The organism is Pseudomonas helmanticensis (genome assembly GCF_900182985.1).
In the GTDB taxonomy this organism is placed as follows: Bacteria; Pseudomonadota; Gammaproteobacteria; order Pseudomonadales; family Pseudomonadaceae; genus Aquipseudomonas; species Aquipseudomonas helmanticensis.
Genome location: NZ_FXUY01000001.1, coordinates 3,555,751 through 3,576,177 on the forward strand (window position 1 = coordinate 3,555,751; position 20,427 = coordinate 3,576,177).

A 20,427-nucleotide genomic window follows, 5' to 3' on the forward strand; every position below is an offset into this window, starting at 1 on the left:
TCAGATGGCGCTTGACCTTGCCCGCATGGCAAGGTTGATCCTGTAGGCAACTTCTACAGGGAGCGTGACCGATGTCCGAATCCATCACTTTCGATCTGCCGATTGCCGGCATGACCTGCGCCAGTTGCGCCGGGCGTGTCGAACGGGCCTTGAGCAAAGTCAGCGGCGCCAGTGCCGTCAGCGTCAATCTCGCCACCGAGCAGGCCCGCGTGCAAGCGCCCGGCGACAGCTTGCCAGCGTTGATGGAGGCGGTTGAACGCGCCGGTTACACAGTCCCGCAACAGAGCCTTGAATTGAATATCGACGGCATGACCTGCGCCTCCTGCGTCGGTCGCGTCGAGCGTGCCCTGCATAAAGTCCCCGGTGTAAAAAGCGTCAGCGTCAATCTGGCCAACGAACGCGCGCACCTCGAATTGCTCGGTCAGGTCGATTCACAACCCCTGCTCGACGCGGTGAGCAAGGCCGGCTACTCGGCCAGCGTCTGGCAAGCCGAACACCCACAAACCGATAATCAGCAACGGCGTCTCAAGCATGAGCGTTGGGCATTGATCTGCGCGATCGTTCTCGCTTTGCCACTGGTAGCGCCGATGTTGCTGCAACCGTTCGGCGTGCACTGGATGCTCCCGGCCTGGGCGCAATTCGCCCTCGCCACGCCGGTGCAATTCATTTTCGGTGCGCGCTTTTATGTCGCTGCGTGGAAAGCCGTGCGGGCCGGCGCCGGTAACATGGACTTGCTCGTCGCCCTCGGCACCAGCGCCGGTTACGGCTTGAGCCTGTATGAATGGGCCACCGCCGCCGGGCGCATGCCGCATCTGTATTTCGAAGCATCGGCGGTGGTCATCGCTCTGGTGTTGCTCGGCAAATACCTCGAGAGCCGCGCCAAACGCCAGACCGCCAGCGCCATTCGCGCCCTCGAAGCCTTGCGCCCGGAGCGCGCGATTCAAGTGATCGACGGTCGTGAACAGGACGTTGCCATCAGCGCCCTGCGCCTCAACGATCTAGTGCTGGTTAAACCCGGCGAACGTTTCCCGGTCGATGGCGAAGTCATCGAAGGCCAGAGCCACGCCGACGAAGCGTTGATCAGCGGTGAAAGCCTGCCCGTGCCAAAACAACCAGGCGACAAGGTCACCGGCGGCGCCATCAATGGCGAAGGCCGTTTGCTGGTACGCACTCAGGCGCTCGGCGCGGAAACCGTATTGGCGCGGATCATTCGTCTGGTCGAAGACGCACAAGCGGCGAAAGCGCCGATTCAGAAACTGGTGGATAAAGTCAGCCAAGTGTTCGTGCCGACCGTGTTGGTTCTCGCGCTGGCGACGCTGATTGGCTGGTGGCTGTACGGCGCGCCGCTGGAAACCGCGTTGATCAACGCCGTCGCCGTATTGGTGATCGCCTGCCCGTGCGCGCTCGGCCTTGCCACCCCGACAGCAATCATGGCCGGCACCGGCGTCGCTGCGCGCCACGGCATTCTGATCAAGGATGCCGAAGCGCTGGAACGGGCTCATGAGGTCAGCAGTGTGGTGTTCGACAAGACCGGCACGCTGACCTCCGGTACGCCGCGCATCGCGCATTTCAGCGCGGTCGACGGTGATCAAAACACCCTGCTGAAACTGGCCGGTGCGCTGCAACGCGGCAGTGAACACCCACTGGCGAAAGCGGTGCTGGATGCCGCCGCCGAACGTGATCTGAACGTGCCCGATGTCAGCGACAGCCAGTCGCTGACCGGTCGCGGCATTGCCGGCACTTTTGATGGCAGGCGTCTGGCGCTGGGCAATCGGCGGATGCTCGAAGAAAACGGTTTGAGCGCCGGCCATCTACAGCACTCTGCTCAAGCCTGGGAAGCCGAAGGCCGCACCCTGTCATGGTTGATCGAGCAAAGTCCTCGACCGCAGGTGCTCGGCTTGTTCGCCTTCGGCGACACCTTGAAACCCGGCGCGCTGGAAGCCGTGCAGCAACTCGCCGCACGAAATATCCACAGTCATCTGCTGACCGGTGACAACCGTGGCAGCGCTCGCGTGGTCGCCGAGGCGCTGGGCATCCTCAATGTTCACGCCGAAGTCCTCCCGGCAGACAAAGCCGCGACCGTCGCCGAGCTGAAAAAAACCGGCGTGGTCGCCATGGTCGGCGATGGCATCAACGATGCCCCGGCGCTCGCGGCGGCAGACATCGGCATCGCCATGGGCGGCGGCACCGACGTCGCCATGCACGCGGCGGGCATCACCCTGATGCGCGGCGATCCACGGCTGGTGCCGGCGGCGCTGGAGATCAGCCGCAAAACCTACGCGAAGATTCGCCAGAACCTGTTCTGGGCATTCGTCTACAACCTGATCGGTATTCCGCTGGCGGCGTTCGGTTTCCTCAACCCGGTACTCGCCGGGGCGGCGATGGCGCTGTCGAGCGTCAGCGTGGTGAGCAATGCGCTACTGTTGAAAACCTGGAAACCCAAGGATCTGGAGGAGCACCGATGAACATCGGTCAAGCGGCCAAGCAAAGTGGCCTGAGCGCAAAAATGATCCGCTACTACGAGTCCATCGGCTTGCTCAAAGCAGCCCATCGAACCGACAGTGGTTACCGGGTCTACGGCGATGACGACCTGCACACGCTGGCGTTTATCAAGCGTTCGCGCGACCTGGGATTTTCCCTCGAAGAAGTCGGCAAACTGCTGACCCTCTGGCAGGATCGCCAGCGCGCCAGCGCCGATGTGAAGGCGTTGGCGCGCCAGCACATCGAGGAACTGAATCAGAAAATCCGTGAACTCGGTGAGCTGCGCGACACCCTGCAAGACCTTGTCGAGCACTGCAACGGCGACCACCGCCCCGATTGCCCGATCCTCAAGGAACTGGCGTCGGGCTGCTGCGCGCAACCCGCTCGCGCCTGAGTGCCAACAGTTTCACCGCGAGCAACGTGCCGAGGGGAATGCCGTGGAACAGCATGACCACGGCACCCGGCGTCCACCAGGCATAAAACGGCGCGGCGATCAGCATGCCGATGCCCAGACCGGTCATTTGCAGCAGGGTCAGGAAACTGAAGATCGGCAGGCGCAGGGATTCCGGTTCGCGTTGCAGACGTGACATCAGTCCGACCTCGGAGAAACCGTCGCCGAGGCCCGCCGGCAGTGAAAACAGCAGCAAGCCATACAGGCTGTGCTGCTGGAACATCAGGATAAAACCGCAGGACATCAGCGCCACGCCGAAAAAGAACCGGCGTTCGAGATGGATGTTGTCCGAGCCCTTCAGGCGACTGGCGATTCGCGCACCCAGCAGTTTGCCGCTGGCCCACACCGCGAGCATCAGGCCCAGGGTGGTGCTGGCGGAATCCGGGCTGAGCAGTTTCGAGATGATCGGAAAACCGACGTTGTGCGCCGCGCTGCCCAACGTATCGCCCATGCTCACGGCAAGCATCGCGGCAATCACCGGAGCGCCGCGCAGGCATTGCATGAGGGCTGACCATTCGCCGCGCCCGGGTTGTTCATCGAGGGTGGTTTTCGCGAAACGCAGCGGCAGGATCAGCAACGCGGCCAGCAGGTAAGTCAGTGCGTTCAGCGCGAACACTGTTTCGAAACCAAACCCCGCCACTAGCAACCCCGAGACCAGACTGCCACCGACCATCGCTGCCGAGGAGGCCGAGGTGATCCAGGCGTTGGCCTTGAGCAATTGATCGCTGGGGATCAGACGCGGCAACTGGCTGTTGAGGCCGATAGCGAACATCGAATTGCCCAGGCCCAGGCCGAAGGCAACCACGGGCAAGAAGATCGCCTGTTGTGCGACAGGCACGACCAGCAGCAAACCGAGCAGGCCCGCCCGCAGCAGATCGAAGGCAATCAACGGCACTCGCCCACCCCTGCGGCGGTAAAACGCGGTGCCGATCAGGCTGGCAAAAATCCCCCCACCCACGCGGCTGGCGAGAAAAATCCCGACGCTCATGGCGCTGTTGCTCAGCAGGTAGACGTAAGTGGCTAGCGCGACCATGTTGAGGAAGGCGCCGAAGTCGGAGATCAGTCGGGCGGTGACGATCAGTTGGGTGTTGCGCGGGGTGCTCACATTCAGTCCTTGAGTGTGCGGAGGCCGGTCAGATTCCCACACAACTTTCAGCAACACCACTACCCCTGTGGGAGCTGGCTTGCCAGCGATAGCGGTGGTTCAGCCTGAGAAGATGTGTTGCCTGTAATGGCCCTTTCGCTGGCAAGCCAGCTCCCACAGGTTTTTTTGGTGATCTCTGGAGAACTGCAGGGCACAAAAAACCCGGCCGAAGCCGGGTTTCTCATCAAGCGATCACTGCATCCACGGTGGTGGTGGCGGTTCGTCGGACTTGCCTTTCGGCTCGTCGTCTGCCGCGCGGATCGCCTGTTTGCGTTCCTCGTCCAGCCGCGCCGCTTCGATCTCGCGCAACACCCCGCCAACATCGGCCAGGTCTTCCGGATCATCGAACTCGCCGGTCAGCACACTGTTCGGGTGCAGGATGCCGGCTTCGTACAACGCCCACATTTCTTTCGCGTATTTGGTCAGCTTCAATTCCGGCGCAAAGCGACCGAAATACGAAGCCATGTTGCCAACGTCACGCTCGAGCATGCTGAACGCGTGGTTGTTACCGGCAGCATCGACCGCTTGCGGCAGGTCGATAATCACCGGGCCGGTCGGGGTCAGCAGCACGTTGAACTCGGAAAGGTCACCGTGCACCAGACCGGTACACAACATCAGCACGATCTGCGAAATCAGAAACGCGTGATACTCACGAGCCTGATCCGGCTCCAGTACCACGTCGTTCAGACGCGGCGCGGCATCGCCGAATTCGTCAGCCACCAGTTCCATCAACAGCACGCCGTCGAGGAAGTCGTACGGTTTGGGTACCCGCACACCGGCACCGGCCAGACGGAACAGCGCCGCGACCTCGGCATTCTGCCAAGCATCCTCGGTCTCTTTACGACCGAACTTGGAGCCCTTGGCCATCGCCCGAGCCTGTCGGCTATTGCGCACCTTGCGGCCTTCCTGATACTCGGCCGCCTGGCGGAAACTACGTTTGTTCGCCTCCTTGTAGACCTTTGCGCAACGTAACTGATTGCCGCAGCGCACCACATAAACAGCTGCTTCTTTACCACTCATCAGTGGGCGCAGCACTTCGTCGACCAGACCGTCCTCGATCAGGGGTTCAATGCGTTTTGGAGTCTTCATCAGCTTTTATTGTGGGTCCTTTATTACCAAACACGCGAATGTCACTCGTTATACGGCAATCCTCGCGTCTCGGGGAGGGGTTGCCGACCTGTGAACCTGTGAATGCACACACTGTGCCGAAAAATCGACCGCAGCGAATCATAGCCGAGCCGGCCTTGAATGTTGGTATCGGCCGTGAAGGGCATTTGCGACAGAATCTGACATCAAGATCAAAAGATCGCAGCCTGCGGCAGCTCCTACCGGGAACACAGGCTGCGATCTTTCAGCGTTCAATGATCGCGGTAACGCCTTGGCCGCCGGCGGCGCAGATCGAAATCAGGCCTCGGCCTTTGCCTGCGGCGTCGAGCAATTTCGCCAGGTTGGCGACGATGCGCCCACCCGTCGCGGCAAACGGATGGCCTGCAGCCAGGGAACTGCCTTTGACGTTGAGTCGGCTACGGTCGATCGAACCCAGTGGCGCATCCAGGCCCAAACGGGTTTTGCAGTATTCGGGATCTTCCCAGGCCTTGAGCGTGCACAGCACCTGGGCGGCAAATGCCTCGTGAATTTCGTAGTAGTCAAAATCCTGCAAGGTCAGCCCGTTGCGCGCCAGCAACCGTGGTACTGCGTAGACCGGCGCCATCAGCAGGCCTTCGGCACCGTTGACGAAGTCCACCGCCGCCGCCTCACCGTCACGCAAATACGCGAGGATCGGCAAACCACGTTCCTTCGCCCACTCCTCGCTGCCGAGCAGCACCACCGAAGCCCCGTCCGTCAGCGGCGTGGAGTTGCCGGCGGTCAGTGTGCCTTTGGCACTTTTCTCGAAGGCCGGTTTCAGCGATGCGAGTTTTTCCAGGGTCAGGTCCGGGCGCAGATTGTTGTCGCGGGTCAGGCCGAGGAACGGGGTCATCAGGTCGTTGTGCCAGCCTTCGCTGTAAGACGCTGCGAGTTGGTGATGGCTTTCCAGCGCCAGTTGATCCTGTGCCTCGCGAGGAATATTCCAGGTCTGTGCCATCAGCTCGCAATGTTGGCCCATCGACAGCCCGGTGCGCGGCTCGCCGTTACGCGGAAATTCCGGGATCAGGTGTTGCGGGCGCAGTTGCAGGAAGGTTTTCAGTTTGTCGCCGGTGGTTTTTGCGCGGTTGGCTTGCAGGAGAATCTTGCGCAAGCCTTCGCTGACGCTGATCGGCGCGTCGGAGGTGGTGTCGACGCCGCCGGCAATCCCGCAATCGATCTGGCCGAGGGCAATCTTGTTGGCGACCAGGATCGCCGCTTCCAGTCCCGTGCCGCAGGCTTGCTGGATATCGTAGGCCGGCGTGGCGGGAGACAGGCGCGAGCCGAGCACACATTCACGGGTCAGGTTCATATCCCGTGACAATTTGAGCACCGCGCCCGCCACCACTTCACCGATGCGCTGGCCATGCAGGTTGTAGCGTTCGATCAGGCCTTCAAGCGCGGCGGTGAGCATCGCCTGATTGCTGGCGGTGGCGTACGGCCCATTGGAGCGGGCGAAAGGGATACGGTTACCACCGATGATCGCGACGCGGCGCAGCTGACTCATGAATAACTCCTTTTCAAATTGATCGAATTCAATGCAGTGCCCTGTGGGAGCGGATCTTGTGGCGAGGGGATTTATCCCCGTTGGGTGGCGAAGCCGCCCCCAAACCTGCATCCGCGACAAATCAGGCACACCGGATGCGATTTGAACGCGACGGCTGCGCCGCCGAACGGGGATAAATCCCCTCGCCACAAGATCCGCTCCCACAGGGTCGTTGGTCTACTCTGCTGTTCAAGCGTAGGCCTTATTGCGTGGATCGAACGATTGATTGCCGTGGGTAGTCCACACTTTGAACCCCAACTTTTGGAGAGCGTTCCATGTCTGACCGCTATATCGACTTCGTCAACTCGTCCATCGGCCATCGTCTGGTCGGGGCACTGGGCCTGCCGTCGCCGGTGCGGCTGGAACGCTGGCAGGCCGGACGCCTGCGGCCGGTGGAAGGTGCACTGCTGATCGGTGGCGGTGCGCTGGCCGAAAAGGTCGCCGTATTTGCCAACCGTCTGACCGAGAGCATCTACCGCTACGGCGAGTTGCCGGCGTCCGCCAGCGAGTGGATTCCCGGCCACGGCCCGAAACTCAAGGCTGTGGTGTTCGACGCCAGCGACTTGCAGCACACCGACCAGCTCAAACAGCTGCGCGAATTCTTCCAGCCGTTGATGAAGAACCTTGAGCACAGCGCGCACCTGGTGATTCTCGGGCGCGCCCCGGAAACCCTGCGCGAACCCTTTGCCGCCAGCGCGCAACGAGCGCTCGAAGGCTTTTCGCGGTCACTGGCCAAGGAGCTGCGCAGCGGCGGCACGCTGCAACTGATCTATGTCGGCGAAGGTGCCGAAGATCAGTTGGAAGGTCCGCTGCGGTTTTTCCTTTCTCCGAAAAGCGCATTCATCAGCGGTCAGGTGATTCGCCTGACCGCCTGTGCGACGCCGGTCACCGACTGGACACGACCGCTGGCCGGGCGCAAAGCGTTGGTCACCGGTGCTGCGCGCGGCATTGGCGCATCCATCGCTGAAACCCTGGCGCGCGACGGTGCCGAGGTGATCCTGCTCGACGTACCGCCCGCCAAGACCGATCTCGAGGCCCTCGCCGCCCGCCTCGGTGGACGCGCGATCACCCTCGACATCTGCGCCGAAGACGCCGCCACGCAATTGATCGAACAGTTGCCCGACGGCCTCGACATCCTCGTGCACAACGCCGGCATCACCCGCGACAAAACCCTCGCCAACATGACCCCGGAGTTCTGGGACGCGGTGCTGGCAGTCAACCTCAATGCGCCGCAAGTGCTGACCAAAGCCCTGCTCGACAGCGGCACGTTGCATGACCACGCGCGGGTGATTCTGCTCGCCTCGATCAGCGGGATTGCCGGTAACCGTGGCCAGACCAACTACGCCGCGAGCAAGGCCGGCCTGATCGGACTGGCACAGGCCTGGGCGCCGTCACTGCTCGAACGCGGCATCAGCATCAACGCCGTGGCGCCGGGTTTCATCGAAACCCAGATGACCGCACACATCCCCTTTGCCTTGCGTGAAGCCGGGCGGCGCATGAGTTCACTCGGCCAGGGCGGTCTGCCGCAAGACGTCGCCGAAGCCGTTGCGTGGCTGGCGCAACCGGGCACCGGCGCCTTCACCGGGCAGGCGCTGCGGGTCTGTGGACAAAGTGTTCTGGGGGCTTAGGCATGAGCATCGAATGGCACACACTGGATCGCGAACCGAGCCTGCCCGGGCTATACGCACGGGCGGCGACGCGACGCAAAATCACCGGCACGCAATTGCCTGACAGCGGCTTGCGCTGCTGGGTTGATATCGATGGCCAACGGCTAGCGGTGTATCGCAAGGTCTGTGGTTTCGCCGACGACGGCTTGCTGCCGCCGACTTATCCACACGTCCTCGCATTTGCCTTGCAGATGCAATTGCTGACCGCAAAGGAGTTCCCGTTTCCGTTGCTCGGACTGATTCACCTGAGCAACCGCATCCGCGTGTTGCGGCCGATGGGCGGAATCAGTCGCGCGCAAGTCAGCGTGCGGGTGCACAACCTGCAAGCGCATCCCAAAGGCGCGACGTTCGATCTGCTGACGACTCTGGATGATCAGCTCGGGCCGTTGTGGGAAGCCGAGAGCCAGATGTTGTGTCGCGGCGTGAAACTCGAAGGCGAACCCCTCGAGCAAACGTGGGAACCTGCGCAGGCACTGAGCAAAGTGGCGCACTGGAAAGCCCCGGCCGATATCGGCCGGCAGTACGCCAAGGTGTCCGGAGATTACAACCCGATTCACTTGAGCGCCGCGAGCGCCAAGCTGTTCGGTTTCCCCACGGCGATTGCCCATGGTTTGTGGAACGAGGCGCGCACCCTGGCGGCGCTGGCGGATCACTTGCCCAAGGCCAATCTCGAGATAGCGGTGCACTTTCGCAAACCGGTGCGCCTGCCGAGTGAAGTGACATTGCTCGCGAGCGCGGCAGGGTCCAGTGGCGAGCTGCGTCTGGTCGGCGCAAATGATCTGGAACACATGGTCGGACAATGGCAGCCAATCGCCTGATCCCGCCCCTTAGCGCCCTCGCCACAGGTTTCACCTTAGCCATCGGATGAGTGATGCGGCTGACCTGTTAATTGTGTGTATATCACTTAAGTTTTTCCGCGCCCTGCCCCAGCCGATGGAAAACACCCAGCCTTGATTCTCAAGGCTTTTTTTTGCGCGTTTATACCTTGGGTATTAGTCCTTAGGCGCTGCACTGCGCCTTATATATAAAGGCGTTAATACCAACTTGAGAATGGTCGAATTCGCGCCAGCACCTGAAATTGCAGCAACGGACGAGGCATTGCCGGCGACAGATCGGCGAGCCATCGAAGGCAACGAACGTTGTGACAGGTGCAAGGAATCTCGATCATGAAAACTCAAGACGTGTGGTGCAAATCAGCAATTGCTCTGGCATTGATCCTCTCCCTCGGCCTCGCCGGATGCAGCAGCGGCGGTGGCGGTCATCACAGCAGTTCCGGCAGCTCCTCGCCAACCAGCGGTACTGGCGGTACAAGTGGCACGGGTGGTACTGGCGGCACGGGTGATACCGCAGGCACAGGCGGAACCGGTGGTACTGGCGGCACGGGCACAACCGATCCGACCAATCCAACCAACCCGACGAATCCGACTGACCCTACGAATCCAACCGATCCAACCAACCCGACCAATCCAACCACCACGCCGCTGGTGACCACCACCCTGGTGCACGATGTCGGCACTACGGTTGCTGGCGTCGGCACCGGTGTTGGCCAGATTGGCGACTCTCTGAGTACTGTTCCGGTGGTCGGTGGCGTGGTGCAAAGCGCCGCCAACACCGCTGGCAACGTCGTCAGCACATTGGGCGATGGCGTGGCGAATGGCATCGGCAAACTGCCGACCGACCCTAAAGGCCTGACCACTACAGTGGCTTCGGTCAGCGGCGTTGTGACCGATGTCGGCGACGGCGTCTCTGACCTCAGTGGCAAGCTGGCAACCGCTACCGGTAGCGTTCCTGTGGTGGGTGGCGTGATCACCAAAGTCGCGCCACTGCTCGATGGCGTCGGTGCGAAAGTCACCATGCTCGGCAATACCCTCGACACCACGCTGACCAACGGCCCAACCAGCCAACTGACGGATAAACTCGGCGCCGGCCTGGTGCCAGTGATCGCGATGGTCGAAAGCACCACCGACAAAATCGGCGGTGCCACCGGCCTCGGTGATCCGCTCAAAGGTGTGATCCAGAAAGTCGGCGATACCGTCAATGGCGTAGGCGACAAAGTTACCGGAGCTGGCAATGGCAATGCCCTGACCAATACCCTCGGCGGCGCACTGAGCAACGCCGGTACTGCGGTCGGCAAAGCGGGCGGTCTGGTTTCCAACGGCACCGGTTCCGGCACCGGCGGTGGTATTGGCGGCGGCCTCGGTGGTGGCCTCGGCGGCACCGGCCTGCTGCAAACCGTGGGCGGCGCAGTGGTCAACGTCGGTTCAGGTTTGAATGCCGGCAACACTAATGGCGTGGTCAGTGCCGGTGGTGTCACTGCGGTTGGGCTGGGCAACACCGTCGCTTCGCTGAACACCGTGCTCGGCGGTTCGGGCTCACCGATCACTGCGACCACCTCGCCTCTGGCCACCGTTGGTGCCACCCTGGGCGCAGGCTTGAACCCGGTTACCAGCGCTGTCACCAACCTGACCCAACAAGTAGGTGGCGCTACCGGTCTCGGCTCGCCAGTCGCCGGCCTCACCGGCCAGGTCGGTGGTGCAGTCAGCAGCCTCGGCAACACCATCGCGGCCACCAACAATCCGGTCACCACTGCTGTCGGTGGCCTGGTCAACAACGTCGGCGGCACCGTTGCAGCAGTCGGCGGCCTGGTCAACGGCGGTGCCAGCGGGGGCACTGCCGGTGGAGTGGGTGGCGGGCTGGGCGGTGTGCTCGGCGGTTTGACCGGCGCCCTGGGAGGCAACAAACGCTAAATTGCACCTGGCCGATTCGACGGCCTCACCTACAGCGCCTACGCTTGGTTGAGGGCGGAAGATTCCCACGAGTCTTCCGCTTTTTTCTTAGGAAAAAACAGCCCCGAGCTGCGATCTGACCATGGAGTGTCCTATGCGCGTTATGGCGTCCCTGCTGTTCCTCAGCCTCAGTTCCGCTGCCCTCGCCGACACCCTGCCCAGCTTCCTCAACAGCAACGAAACCATCCGCAATCTGCCAGTGCCCAACTTGCCCGCCGATGCCTATCGGCCGAGCGCGGCCCCGGTGCAAGTCCCGGATGCCGGTGCGACCACTGCGCAGCCATTGTTGATGCAGACCAAGGTCAACCTGAAAACCGTGCAGATCGAAGGCGGCACGATCTACCCGCTCACCGAATTGGCGGAAATCTATAAACCCCTGATCGGCCACCAGACCAGCCTCGCTGACCTGATCGAAGCCACGCGCAGCATCACTCGGCGCTACCAACAGGACGGTTACCTGCTGTCCTACGCGTTTCTGCCACAGCAGAATTTTGATGACGGCGTAGCCCGCGTGGTGCTGGTGGAAGGCTATGTGCGCGATATCCAGATGCAGGGTGACGTCGGCCGGGTCAAAGGCCTGCTCGACAAACTCGCGGCAAAAATCCAGGCCGAGCGGCCGCTGACGCGCAAGACATTCGAGCGCTACACCACGCTGATGACGCGCATTCCCGGCGTGACCATCCAGGCGCAAGTGCCACCGCCGGGCACCACCGACGGTGCCACGACGCTGGTTGCCGAAGCCAGCCGCAAGCCCTTCACCAGCACGCTGAGCACCACCGAAGACAACCGCAACGGCACGCAAGCCTTGCTCGGTGTCAGCAGCAATTCGCAGACGTCGATGGGCGAACAGTTGTCCCTCAGCGGACTGTTTCCGCCGGGCGACGACAAAGAACATTACTACCGCCTCGACTACAACCAGTTCCTCAACGACGAAGGCGCGCAGCTGGCGCTCTCGGCTTCGCGTTATCGCGCCGATCCCGGCACCAATGTGCTGCTCGACAATGGCCTGGAGCTCAAACCGCATCGCGAGAATGACCGCTATTCGATCGGTTTCACCCTGCCACTGATTGCCGCCTCCAACGAACTGCTCACCGCCGGTTCGCGGCTGTATGCGGTCAACGACAAGACCCGTTACAACGTCATCGGCTATCCGCTGAGTGTTGAAGAACGCACCGACATTCGCGCCCTCGCCTTCGAGAGCGACTGGCGCAAGGCCGATGCCCGGCAACTGCGGATTTTGAGTGGCGGCGTGTATCAGGGCCTGGACAGCATGGGCGCGAAAACCAACAACAGCGCCATCGATCTGGACTTCTTCCGCGTGCGCCTGTCCGGGGTGCAGAGCGACAAGTTCTTCGACAACTGGCAGGGCGTGCTGTCGGCCGCACTGTACTGGAGCGACGACACCTTGCCCGACAGCGAGCGTGCAGTATTCGGCGGGCAGAATTTCGGTCGTGGTTACCCCGACGATCAAGCGTCCGGCGACAAGGGTTGGGGCGTGGCCTACGAGATCAACTACAGCTTCAACCGCGACGGCAATTGGCTGCGCATCCTGCAGCCGTATTTTGTGCTGGACCGCTCGCGCAGCTGGTTCAACGAACTGCCGGTACAAGCCAACAGCCTGTCATCGGCAGCCATCGGCCTGCGCTTTGGCGATGCCAAGTATTACAACATCGCCCTGGAAGCGGCGAAGGCCATGTCGGATGAAGCACTCGATACCTTCAACCGCCGGCCGCGTTACAGCATCAGCTTCAGCTACCAACTCTAATCCCCGTAGGAGCTGCCGCAGGCTGCGATCTTTTGATGTTGTTTTTTAAAAAGCCAGATCAAAAGATCGCAGCCTGCGGCAGCTGCTACAGGGTGGCTCAGGATTGTGGGTCAATCCGGTCCAGCGCGCGGCTCACCGCCAGTTCGGCCAGCATCACGATTTGCTGGATCGCCTGCGCCGTGTTGCGCTGCGGGCGGCTGAGCTGGTCGGCAAAATCACTGGCCATGACGTTGGCCGAGGCCAGCGATTCGCAGGCATGGGCAAGCAGGCTTTCGGTGTCGATGTTTGGCTGGACGAGAAACATCGTGCTCGGCTGGTAGGGTTTTGCAGGGGTGGGGCAAAGGTAGAAGTCGAGGGCGCGTTTGATCGCTTCGCGGTTTTTGACTTGATCGTCGATGCGGATGGCGTCTTCGAGGGGGGTGGTGAAATCTTGGGGCGGGTCGGGAATCAGCTTGTCCATGGAAAACTCCTACTTGGCTGTGGAAGCCAACTCTTGTCGTTTCCACACGACAAAAGGTGGCAGCTATGCGCAGGGTGGAAATACCGATAAGTAGGCAACCGGCCAGACCGAAGTCTGCCCACGCACAGCCGCCGCGACACAGTTTGCAGACGAAAGAAGTCGCCGACAACGATTACGGTGGTGGTGCAATGCATCTACTTGAATTTCAGGTTTCCACACCTGGCCGCTGCAATGGCAGCGACGACCCAAGCCTTGAGAGCGCACGTCTGACGGACAACCTGAAAACCTTGTGGGAAGGTTCTTCAAAATTGAAACAACTTTAAACATCAACATGATTCGGTGGCAGGAAGGGCGGCTCCCACATTGACCGCGACCAATGTAGGAGCTGCCGAAGGCTACGATCTTTTGACGTTGTTTTTTAAAAAGCCAAATCAAAAGATCGCAGCCTGCGGCAGCTCCTACAGGGGGTTAAGTTTCAGGTTTCAGGGTTACGGGCTGCCACCGGAACCGCTGTCGACCTTGCCGCCCTGCTCCTGATCGAAGAACGCCGGGATGTCATGTTGATAACTTTTCAGCCAGCGCTGCATGGCCAGTTCGCGTTCGGTCGGGGTCACGGTTTGCGGTTTCGGCGAGGCGACTTTGTTGCGGCCTTGCAGTTGCAGCCAGCCTTCGGTCTCCTGTTGCTGGGCCGAGGCGGGGCCGGCGTCGATGGCGTGACTGGTCAGCGGCAAGGTCAGCAGGCCCAGGCAGACAAGGATGGCTTTCATCATCGCGCTCCTTACTTGAGCATCGCCGTGACGGCGACGGTGGATCGGTTCGGCAGTTTGAGTTTTTCCGCGCGGCTTTGCGCTTCGCTGAATTGCGCGGGGCTCAAACCGAGGCGGCTGACCAGTTCAGCGGCACGGTTCCAGTCGTCCTGATAGAGCAGCAAGGTCACCAGATTCAGTGCCGCCAATTGATCGCTCTGCTTGAGTTCCATGGCGGTAAGAAACTCGAAACGCGCGTCGTCGATGCGCAATTGATTGAGGTACACCACGCCGAGGTCATTACGGATTTTTTCGTCGGTGGGCGCCAGACGCGCGGCGCGTTGCAGATGCGCCTGCGCCTGGCCGTAGTCGGATTTGGCCGCAGCGAGTTGTCCCAGACCGTGCTCGGCTTCGGCCGCCAGACACGAACCGAGCAGGCTGCGATACAACGGCTCGGCCTCGCTGCGCCCGAGCAGTCGATAAACCTTGGCCTTGCGCAAGCGCACGTCGGCGATGTTGTCCGGCAAGCTTTGCAGATTGGCGAGGCTGGCGTGCAGCTTGCCATCGTTGGCCATGTCATCGGCGAGGTTCAGCGACAGTTGCTGATCGGAACTCAACTTGGCGCAACTGGCCGAACCGGTCAGCGCCTCCCAAGGCATTTGCCCGGTGTTGGCACAGCCGCCAAGCAGCAGCAAACAGGCACCTGCAATCATTGCTTTCATCACGATCCCTCTAGGCTCCCAACGCTTTCGCCAGGGCGGTGAAACCCGGGCCGGCCAGGACAATCAATAACGCCGGGAAGAGAAACAGCATCATCACGACGGACATTTTCGCGGACATCTTGGAGATGTATTCCTGCAGACGCGTCAGGCGCCGGTCATCCAGTAATTGCTTGAGCGCCAGCAACGACTTCATCGCGCCGCCACCCTGATACAGCAACTGCTGGAGTATCACGCAGGTGTCGGTGAACTCATCGACCGCCAGTAACTGCGTGGCTTTGTTCAACTCTTCGCCCAGTTCGAGGCCGGAGTCGACACGGCTCAACACCAGGCGCAATTCATACGTCAGCACCGGCAACAACGCCTGACCTTCATGGCTGAGCACGCGCAACGCCTGCTCCACGGCCATGCCGGATTCGAAGAGAATGCGCAACAGTGGAATGAACGTGCCGATCTCGCTGGCCAGTTGTTTTTGCCGACGCGCGACGGCGATCACCAACAGGCGCTTGGGCAACAGATAGCCGACGCCAAGCGCGAACAACGGCGCGATCCACTGTTTTTCCACCGCCGGGAAAAACACCGATTGCAGCAACACCGTCAGCGCCAGCAACAGCAGTGGCGAGCCGATCTGGCAAGCCGCGAACAGTGAACGCTGACGCGCACTGCGCCAGCCAACTCGGTTAAGCAGCGACTGGGTTTCGTTGTCGAGTTTGACGCTGCGCTGGCCGACCTTGCTGTCGCCGAGCACTTGCAGAAGGTTGCCAAACCGGTTCTGGCGCAGCAGATCACCTTCCAGACGACGGCTGATCTGCCGGGCGCGGCGGCGCTGTTCCAGCAGGCCGGTGAGGAGTAAGGCGGCGGCGCCGAGCAGAAGCAGCGCGCTGATCATCAAGGGTGTGGTCATAGGCTGCGCAACATCCGCCAGAGCAACAGACTGCCGATCACCTGCATGCCGAAGGCCGTGGCCAGCATTCGTTGCCCCGAAGGGTCGTGCCACATGGCGACCAGATAAATCGGATTGGCCATCAGAAAATAACCGGCCATGACAATCGGCAGCAAACCCAGCACCCAAGCAGTGAGGCGGGTTTCGCCGGTCATCGCGCGCAACTGGCGCGAGGCCTGATCGCGCTCGCGGATCATCTTGATGAGGTTTTCCAGCAGTTCGCTGGCGTTGCCGCCGTAACGGTGATTGACCTTGAGGCCGAGGGCGAACAAACGGAATTCATCACGCTCGTACAGCTCCGCCAAGTCCGACACCGCGTCCGGCAGGCTCACGCCCAACTGCACGTTGCGCTGGACCCGGCCCATGGCGTTTTTCAGCGGGTCTTCGCTGGCTTCGATGCCGCCCAGCACGGCATCGGCGAGGGTGCGCCCGGACTTCAAACTGCGCACGGTGTGGTCGAGCAATTGCGGCAGTTGTTCGATCATCCGCCGCAAGCGCCGTTGGTAACGCCAGCTGACAAACAGGCGCACGGCCAGCGGCGGCAGCACGATCAACACCAGCAAACCGAGCACACCGGCAAGGGCAAAACCGATCAGCATGGCGAATGCCCACAACAGCAACCACAGGCCTAGGCGATCCGTCGGCCGACCGAGACCTGCACGCAAAAAAGCGCGCTCCAGTCCCGCCCAACGTGGCGCGTCTGCTGTCAGTTGTGGCAGGCCCTGATTCAGCCGATCAAGCACACGCTCGGTGCCGCCCTGGCGCCAGCCGTTGTAGAACAGGCGCAGCGACAACCCGAGCAAGCCCAGGCAAATCACGATCAGCAGCAACGGTTTGAGCATGCCGTGGCCCTCAGTGCGCCAGCGTCGGTTCGCGACGCAGCTTGTCGCCCGCCGGGTTGACCGCTTCGCGCAGGAAACCGAAACCGGTGCGCCGGTCGAGGCGAAACAGCGTATTGGTCACATAGACGTCATCGCGCACGCCGACCACCTCGACCACTTCGCTGACGCAGCGCCGCCCATCAGGCATGCGCGTCAGTTGAATCACCACATCGAGCGCGGCACAGATCATCTGCCGCAACGTGCGTTCGGCAATGGTGCGACCGGTCAGGCCGACCAGGGTTTCCAGGCGCAGCAAAGCGTCCTGCGCGTTGTTGGCGTGCACGGTACTCATCGAACCGTCGTGGCCGGTGTTCATGGCGGTCAGCACGTCGACCACTTCGACGCCGCGAATCTCGCCGAGGATGATCCGGTCGGGACGCATGCGCAGGGCGTTGCGGATCAGGTCGCTGGCCTTCACTTCACCGTGGCCCTCGGCATTCGGCGGGCGGGTTTCCAGGCGCACGACGTGCGGGTGGCCGAGCTGCAATTCGGCGACGTCTTCGATGGTCACCAGACGTTCGTGCGGGTTGATCAACTGGCTGAGAATGTTCAGCAGCGTGGTCTTGCCGGTGCCGGTGCCGCCGCTGATGAGAATGTTGCAGCGCTTGCCCACCGCCTCTTCGATGAAGTCGTAGATCGCCTGATCAATGGTCTGCATCGCCATCAGGTCGGTGCTCTTGAGCATGTCCTTGCGAAATTTGCGGATCGACAGACACGGCCCGTCGAGGGCAATCGGCGGAATGATCGCGTTGACCCGGCTGCCATCCGGCAAACGCGCATCGACCATCGGCGACGACTCGTCGAGACGCCGCCCGAGTGGCGCAAGAATGCGCTGCATGACCCGTTCGACGTGGTGCGCATCGATAAAGCGCAGGTCGCTGAGGTGCAACACGCCATCGCGTTCGATGAACACCCGGTGCGGGCCGTTGACCAGAATCTCGGTCACGGCGCTGTCGCGCAGCAGCACTTCCAGCGGGCCGAAACCGGTCAGTTCGTCGACGATTTCTTCGGCCAGACGCTCCATTTCATAACGCGAAATCGCCAGGTGCAGGCGCGCGATGTATTCGGCGACTTTGTCGATGACGAACTGCGAGAGCACCTGCCGCGAGCCTTCCAGCAGGTTTTTCCCAGACTCTTCAATGGCGTCGATGATGTAGCGGTGCAGCACCAGTTTCAGACCGTCGTGGTCGGTGTTGCCGGGCGCAGCGCGCTGCGGGCCACCGAACAGTTGTTCGCTGCTCATGACGTGCCTCGCAAGCGGTTGAACCAGTTGGCCTTGGGTTTGGCCAGGCCTTCGGAGCGTTTTGCCAGGCGTTCGCCGAGGGCGCGCAGGCTTTGGCTGATGGCTTCACGCGGGGCCAGTTCGAACAGGGTGACGCCCTGGTTTTTCGCGTTGAGGCGGATCTCCGGACTGAACGCCAACACCGCGATCACTTCGAGGCCAAAGGTCTTGCCGAGGGTTTCGGAATCCGGTGCGACGTTGCGCAGGTAGCGGTCGATCAACAACCGGCCGTGGTCGAGTTTCATGCCTTTCTCGCGCCACAGATTGAGCACCGCGAGGTTGCGCCGACAGTCGAGGACGTTCTGGTCGGTGTACCACAGCAGCTTGTCGCAATGGCTGACGAACGTGCGCAGCGCTTCACTGTCGGGCTGGCCGGTGAGGTTGACGACGATGTGCTGGAAGTGTTGGCGCAAGGCGCTGAGCAACATGTACAACTCGGCGGCGCTGGTGCGCTCCAGTGGCTCGTCACTGGCGGCGTACGCGAGAATGCGCAAGCCCGCTTCGGCGCTGGTGAAGGCGCTGTCGATCAGCGTTGCATCAAGACGCCGCAAATGCCGCAGCGCATCGCCGAAATGAAACGAGCTTTCCAGCCCGAGCAAGGCCAGGCTGTCGCCGCGCGGCAAACCCAGATCAAGCAGCAACGTCTGCTGTCCGCTCTTCTGCACCACCAGCGCCATGTGGTTGGCCAGCAGCGCGCCGTCTGCGTTGCTTTGCACGCCATAAAGCACAGTCAGACCACCGAGTTGGGTATTCGGCGTGACGGCTGGCAGGCGTTTGCTCAAGCGCCGTACCAGCCCGGCGACTTCACTGGAGCGCGAGCCATAAGCGACGAAATCCCGCGCACCGGCACGCATCGCGTTGAGCACCAACTGATTGTCCATGCCGTCGCCGAGGGCGACGATGGCGAGCATCGGTTTGGCTTCGAGCACGCCTTCGATCAACGCGCTCTGCGCGACCAGATGATCGCGATCCAGCCCGACGAACACCAGGCTGGCGAAGGTCACGTCGACCAGCGCAAGCAACTCGTCAAGGCTGCCGCCACCGGCGCTGACCACTTGGCCGAGCGGCGCCAACGCGCCCTGCAACCACTCCAGATCAGTGTCGTTGCGAGTGATGGCGAGGAAGGTCTGACTGAGGCTCTGGCTCATTGCGATAACCCACTGCGTTTATCGAAGTTGCCGTTTTCAAGGAAGTACAGGCGATACCAGTTCGGGTCGTAGTTGCGCAGTTTTTCACCCGGTAGCGAAGGCAATGGCGCGTTGACTGCCAATGGCTGCACCAGGTGGGGGGTGACGATCATCAGCAATTCGCGCTCTTCGCGATTGATCGATGAGTTGCGGAAAAACGCGCCGATGATCGGGATGTCGCCGAGGCCGGGAAACTTGTTCACTTGGGACGCGTTTTGGGTGCTGATCAAGCCGCTGATGACGAAGCTTTCACCATCGGCCAGCGAGATGCTGGTGTCGGTACGGCGGATGGTGAACGCCGGCACGGTTGTGCCGCCGATGGTCACGCCATTGTTGTAGTCCAGCTCGCTGACTTCCGGCGCGACCTTGAGGGCAATGCGGTCGCGGCCAACGACGGTTGGCGTCAGGGTCAGGCGGATACCGAACTCCTTGTACTCGATGGAGTAGCTGTTGCTGTTGGCGCTCGGTACCGGAATCGGAATTTCGCCGCCGGCGAGGAAGCTCGCGCTCTGCCCGCTCAACGCCACCAGGCTCGGCCGCGCCAGGGTGTAGGCGAAACCGCTGCCTTCCAGCGCATTGACGATGCCGAGGAATTTGCTGCTGCCGCCACCCCAAACGATGTTGAACATGTCGTTGGCCAGCGGAATGCTCGGTACGGCGATGCGCGGGTCGGGCAAGTTGCGCAGCGGCACGAAACCCGGCGTAACGGCAGTGTTGGGCACCGTGCCCGGACCGCCAAACAGAAAGTTGTTGGAACCCTTGCCGTAAATCGACGTGCCCGCCTCTTTCAATTTGGTGCGGCTGACTTCAACAAAGCGAATATCAGTCTGCACTTGCGACGGCAGGGTCGGATCGTCTGTCGCCGGCAGTGCCACCGCAGTCATTGCCGCACTGGCCTTGCCCTGCACAAACACCATGCTCTGGCGCGGTGAACTGGCGCAGGCTGTCCAGATCATCAGCGTGGTTGCGCCGGGCGCGACGCCGGTGAGCAAAACACCTTGATCACCGGTCACGCGCACGTCGGCAATTTTCGGATCGCCGACCGCCACGCGGGTGATCGCCACGGGTGATTGCAGTGCCTGTTGCAGACCTTCGCCGACTTCCAGCGTCGACGGTAACGGACCAAGTGCGGCGCAGTTGCCGACCGCGGCGACCGCGCTGCCGATCGAGGCGACGCTCAGCAGCGAGGCCCGGAGCAAGCCGTTGAACAGGGGCGTGAAGCATTTGCGCATGTAAAGGCGTCCTTG

The 20,427-nt window shown here is 61.8% G+C and carries 17 protein-coding genes; 6 read left to right on the plus strand and 11 right to left on the minus strand.

The window, feature by feature from the left end; genetic code table 11:
• The first annotated feature begins 71 nt into the window (after positions 1-71).
• Together cueA and cueR are read left to right on the plus strand one after the other, a co-directional pair.
• Positions 72-2,465 (plus strand): copper resistance metal-translocating P1-type ATPase CueA, encoded by a 2,394-nt coding sequence (gene cueA, locus QOL84_RS15960; RefSeq protein ID WP_283437823.1) that lies wholly within the window; start codon positions 72-74, stop codon positions 2,463-2,465.
• Positions 2,462-2,875 (plus strand): Cu(I)-responsive transcriptional regulator, encoded by a 414-nt coding sequence (gene cueR / locus QOL84_RS15965; RefSeq protein WP_283437824.1) that lies wholly within the window; start codon positions 2,462-2,464, stop codon positions 2,873-2,875. The genes cueA and cueR overlap by 4 nt, the downstream gene beginning before the upstream one ends.
• Here the strand turns inward: cueR and QOL84_RS15970 are convergent.
• From QOL84_RS15970 to QOL84_RS15980, 3 genes are all read right to left on the minus strand, one after another.
• Positions 2,829-4,037, minus strand: coding sequence for an MFS transporter (locus QOL84_RS15970; RefSeq protein WP_283437825.1), 1,209 nt, complete (start codon positions 4,035-4,037; stop codon positions 2,829-2,831). The genes cueR and QOL84_RS15970 overlap by 47 nt on opposite strands.
• Before the next feature lie 231 nt (positions 4,038-4,268).
• Positions 4,269-5,165, minus strand: a complete 897-nt coding sequence (locus QOL84_RS15975; protein ID WP_129388633.1) for a PA4780 family RIO1-like protein kinase — start codon at positions 5,163-5,165, stop codon at positions 4,269-4,271.
• Positions 5,166-5,427: 262 nt separating this feature from the next.
• Positions 5,428-6,705, minus strand: a complete 1,278-nt coding sequence (locus QOL84_RS15980; RefSeq protein WP_283437826.1) for an acetyl-CoA C-acetyltransferase — start codon at positions 6,703-6,705, stop codon at positions 5,428-5,430.
• A 314-nt stretch (positions 6,706-7,019) separates the two neighbouring features.
• On the opposite strand from QOL84_RS15980, the gene QOL84_RS15985 reads away from it, so the two are divergent.
• The 4 genes from QOL84_RS15985 to QOL84_RS16000 all read left to right on the plus strand — a co-directional run bounded on the left by QOL84_RS15985 (position 7,020) and on the right by QOL84_RS16000 (position 12,962).
• Entirely contained in the window at positions 7,020-8,372 is a 1,353-nt protein-coding gene (locus QOL84_RS15985; RefSeq protein ID WP_283437827.1) for a 3-oxoacyl-ACP reductase, read from the plus strand.
• 2 nt (positions 8,373-8,374) lie between these two features.
• The gene (locus QOL84_RS15990; RefSeq protein WP_283437828.1) at positions 8,375-9,229 is read left to right on the plus strand and encodes a MaoC family dehydratase; all 855 of its coding nucleotides are present in this window, start codon (positions 8,375-8,377) and stop codon (positions 9,227-9,229) included.
• Between the two features lie 348 nt (positions 9,230-9,577).
• On the plus strand, positions 9,578-11,158 hold the full coding sequence (locus tag QOL84_RS15995) for a collagen-like triple helix repeat-containing protein (RefSeq protein WP_283437829.1): 1,581 nt from the start codon (positions 9,578-9,580) through the stop codon (positions 11,156-11,158).
• A gap of 133 nt (positions 11,159-11,291) precedes the next feature.
• Positions 11,292-12,962 carry a ShlB/FhaC/HecB family hemolysin secretion/activation protein gene (locus QOL84_RS16000; protein WP_283437830.1) on the plus strand — a complete coding sequence of 557 codons (1,671 nt, stop codon included), beginning with the start codon at positions 11,292-11,294 and terminating at the stop codon, positions 12,960-12,962.
• Positions 12,963-13,059: 97 nt separating this feature from the next.
• Here QOL84_RS16000 and QOL84_RS16005 read toward each other — a convergent pair whose 3' ends face one another.
• From QOL84_RS16005 to QOL84_RS16040, 8 genes are all read right to left on the minus strand, one after another.
• A complete protein-coding gene (locus QOL84_RS16005; protein WP_283437831.1) occupies positions 13,060-13,422 on the minus strand; it encodes a DUF6124 family protein in 363 nt (120 codons plus the stop codon).
• A 488-nt stretch (positions 13,423-13,910) separates the two neighbouring features.
• Positions 13,911-14,189: a DUF3613 domain-containing protein gene (locus QOL84_RS16010; RefSeq protein WP_129388613.1), complete on the minus strand. Its 279-nt coding sequence runs from the start codon at positions 14,187-14,189 to the stop codon at positions 13,911-13,913.
• An 11-nt stretch (positions 14,190-14,200) separates the two neighbouring features.
• The gene (locus QOL84_RS16015; RefSeq protein WP_129388610.1) at positions 14,201-14,890 is read right to left on the minus strand and encodes a tetratricopeptide repeat protein; all 690 of its coding nucleotides are present in this window, start codon (positions 14,888-14,890) and stop codon (positions 14,201-14,203) included.
• Between the two features lie 10 nt (positions 14,891-14,900).
• Entirely contained in the window at positions 14,901-15,791 is an 891-nt protein-coding gene (locus tag QOL84_RS16020; protein ID WP_283437832.1) for a type II secretion system F family protein, read from the minus strand.
• Positions 15,788-16,672 carry a type II secretion system F family protein gene (locus QOL84_RS16025; protein WP_283437833.1) on the minus strand — a complete coding sequence of 295 codons (885 nt, stop codon included), beginning with the start codon at positions 16,670-16,672 and terminating at the stop codon, positions 15,788-15,790. The genes QOL84_RS16020 and QOL84_RS16025 overlap by 4 nt, the downstream gene beginning before the upstream one ends.
• A 10-nt stretch (positions 16,673-16,682) precedes the next feature.
• On the minus strand, positions 16,683-17,954 hold the full coding sequence (locus QOL84_RS16030; protein ID WP_129388601.1) for a TadA family conjugal transfer-associated ATPase: 1,272 nt from the start codon (positions 17,952-17,954) through the stop codon (positions 16,683-16,685).
• Positions 17,951-19,141, minus strand: coding sequence for a CpaE/TadZ family protein (locus QOL84_RS16035; RefSeq protein ID WP_283437834.1), 1,191 nt, complete (start codon positions 19,139-19,141; stop codon positions 17,951-17,953). Before QOL84_RS16035 ends, QOL84_RS16030 begins: the two co-directional genes overlap by 4 nt.
• Entirely contained in the window at positions 19,138-20,412 is a 1,275-nt protein-coding gene (locus QOL84_RS16040; RefSeq protein ID WP_283437835.1) for a type II and III secretion system protein family protein, read from the minus strand. The genes QOL84_RS16035 and QOL84_RS16040 overlap by 4 nt, the downstream gene beginning before the upstream one ends.
• Positions 20,413-20,427 lie beyond the last annotated feature (15 nt).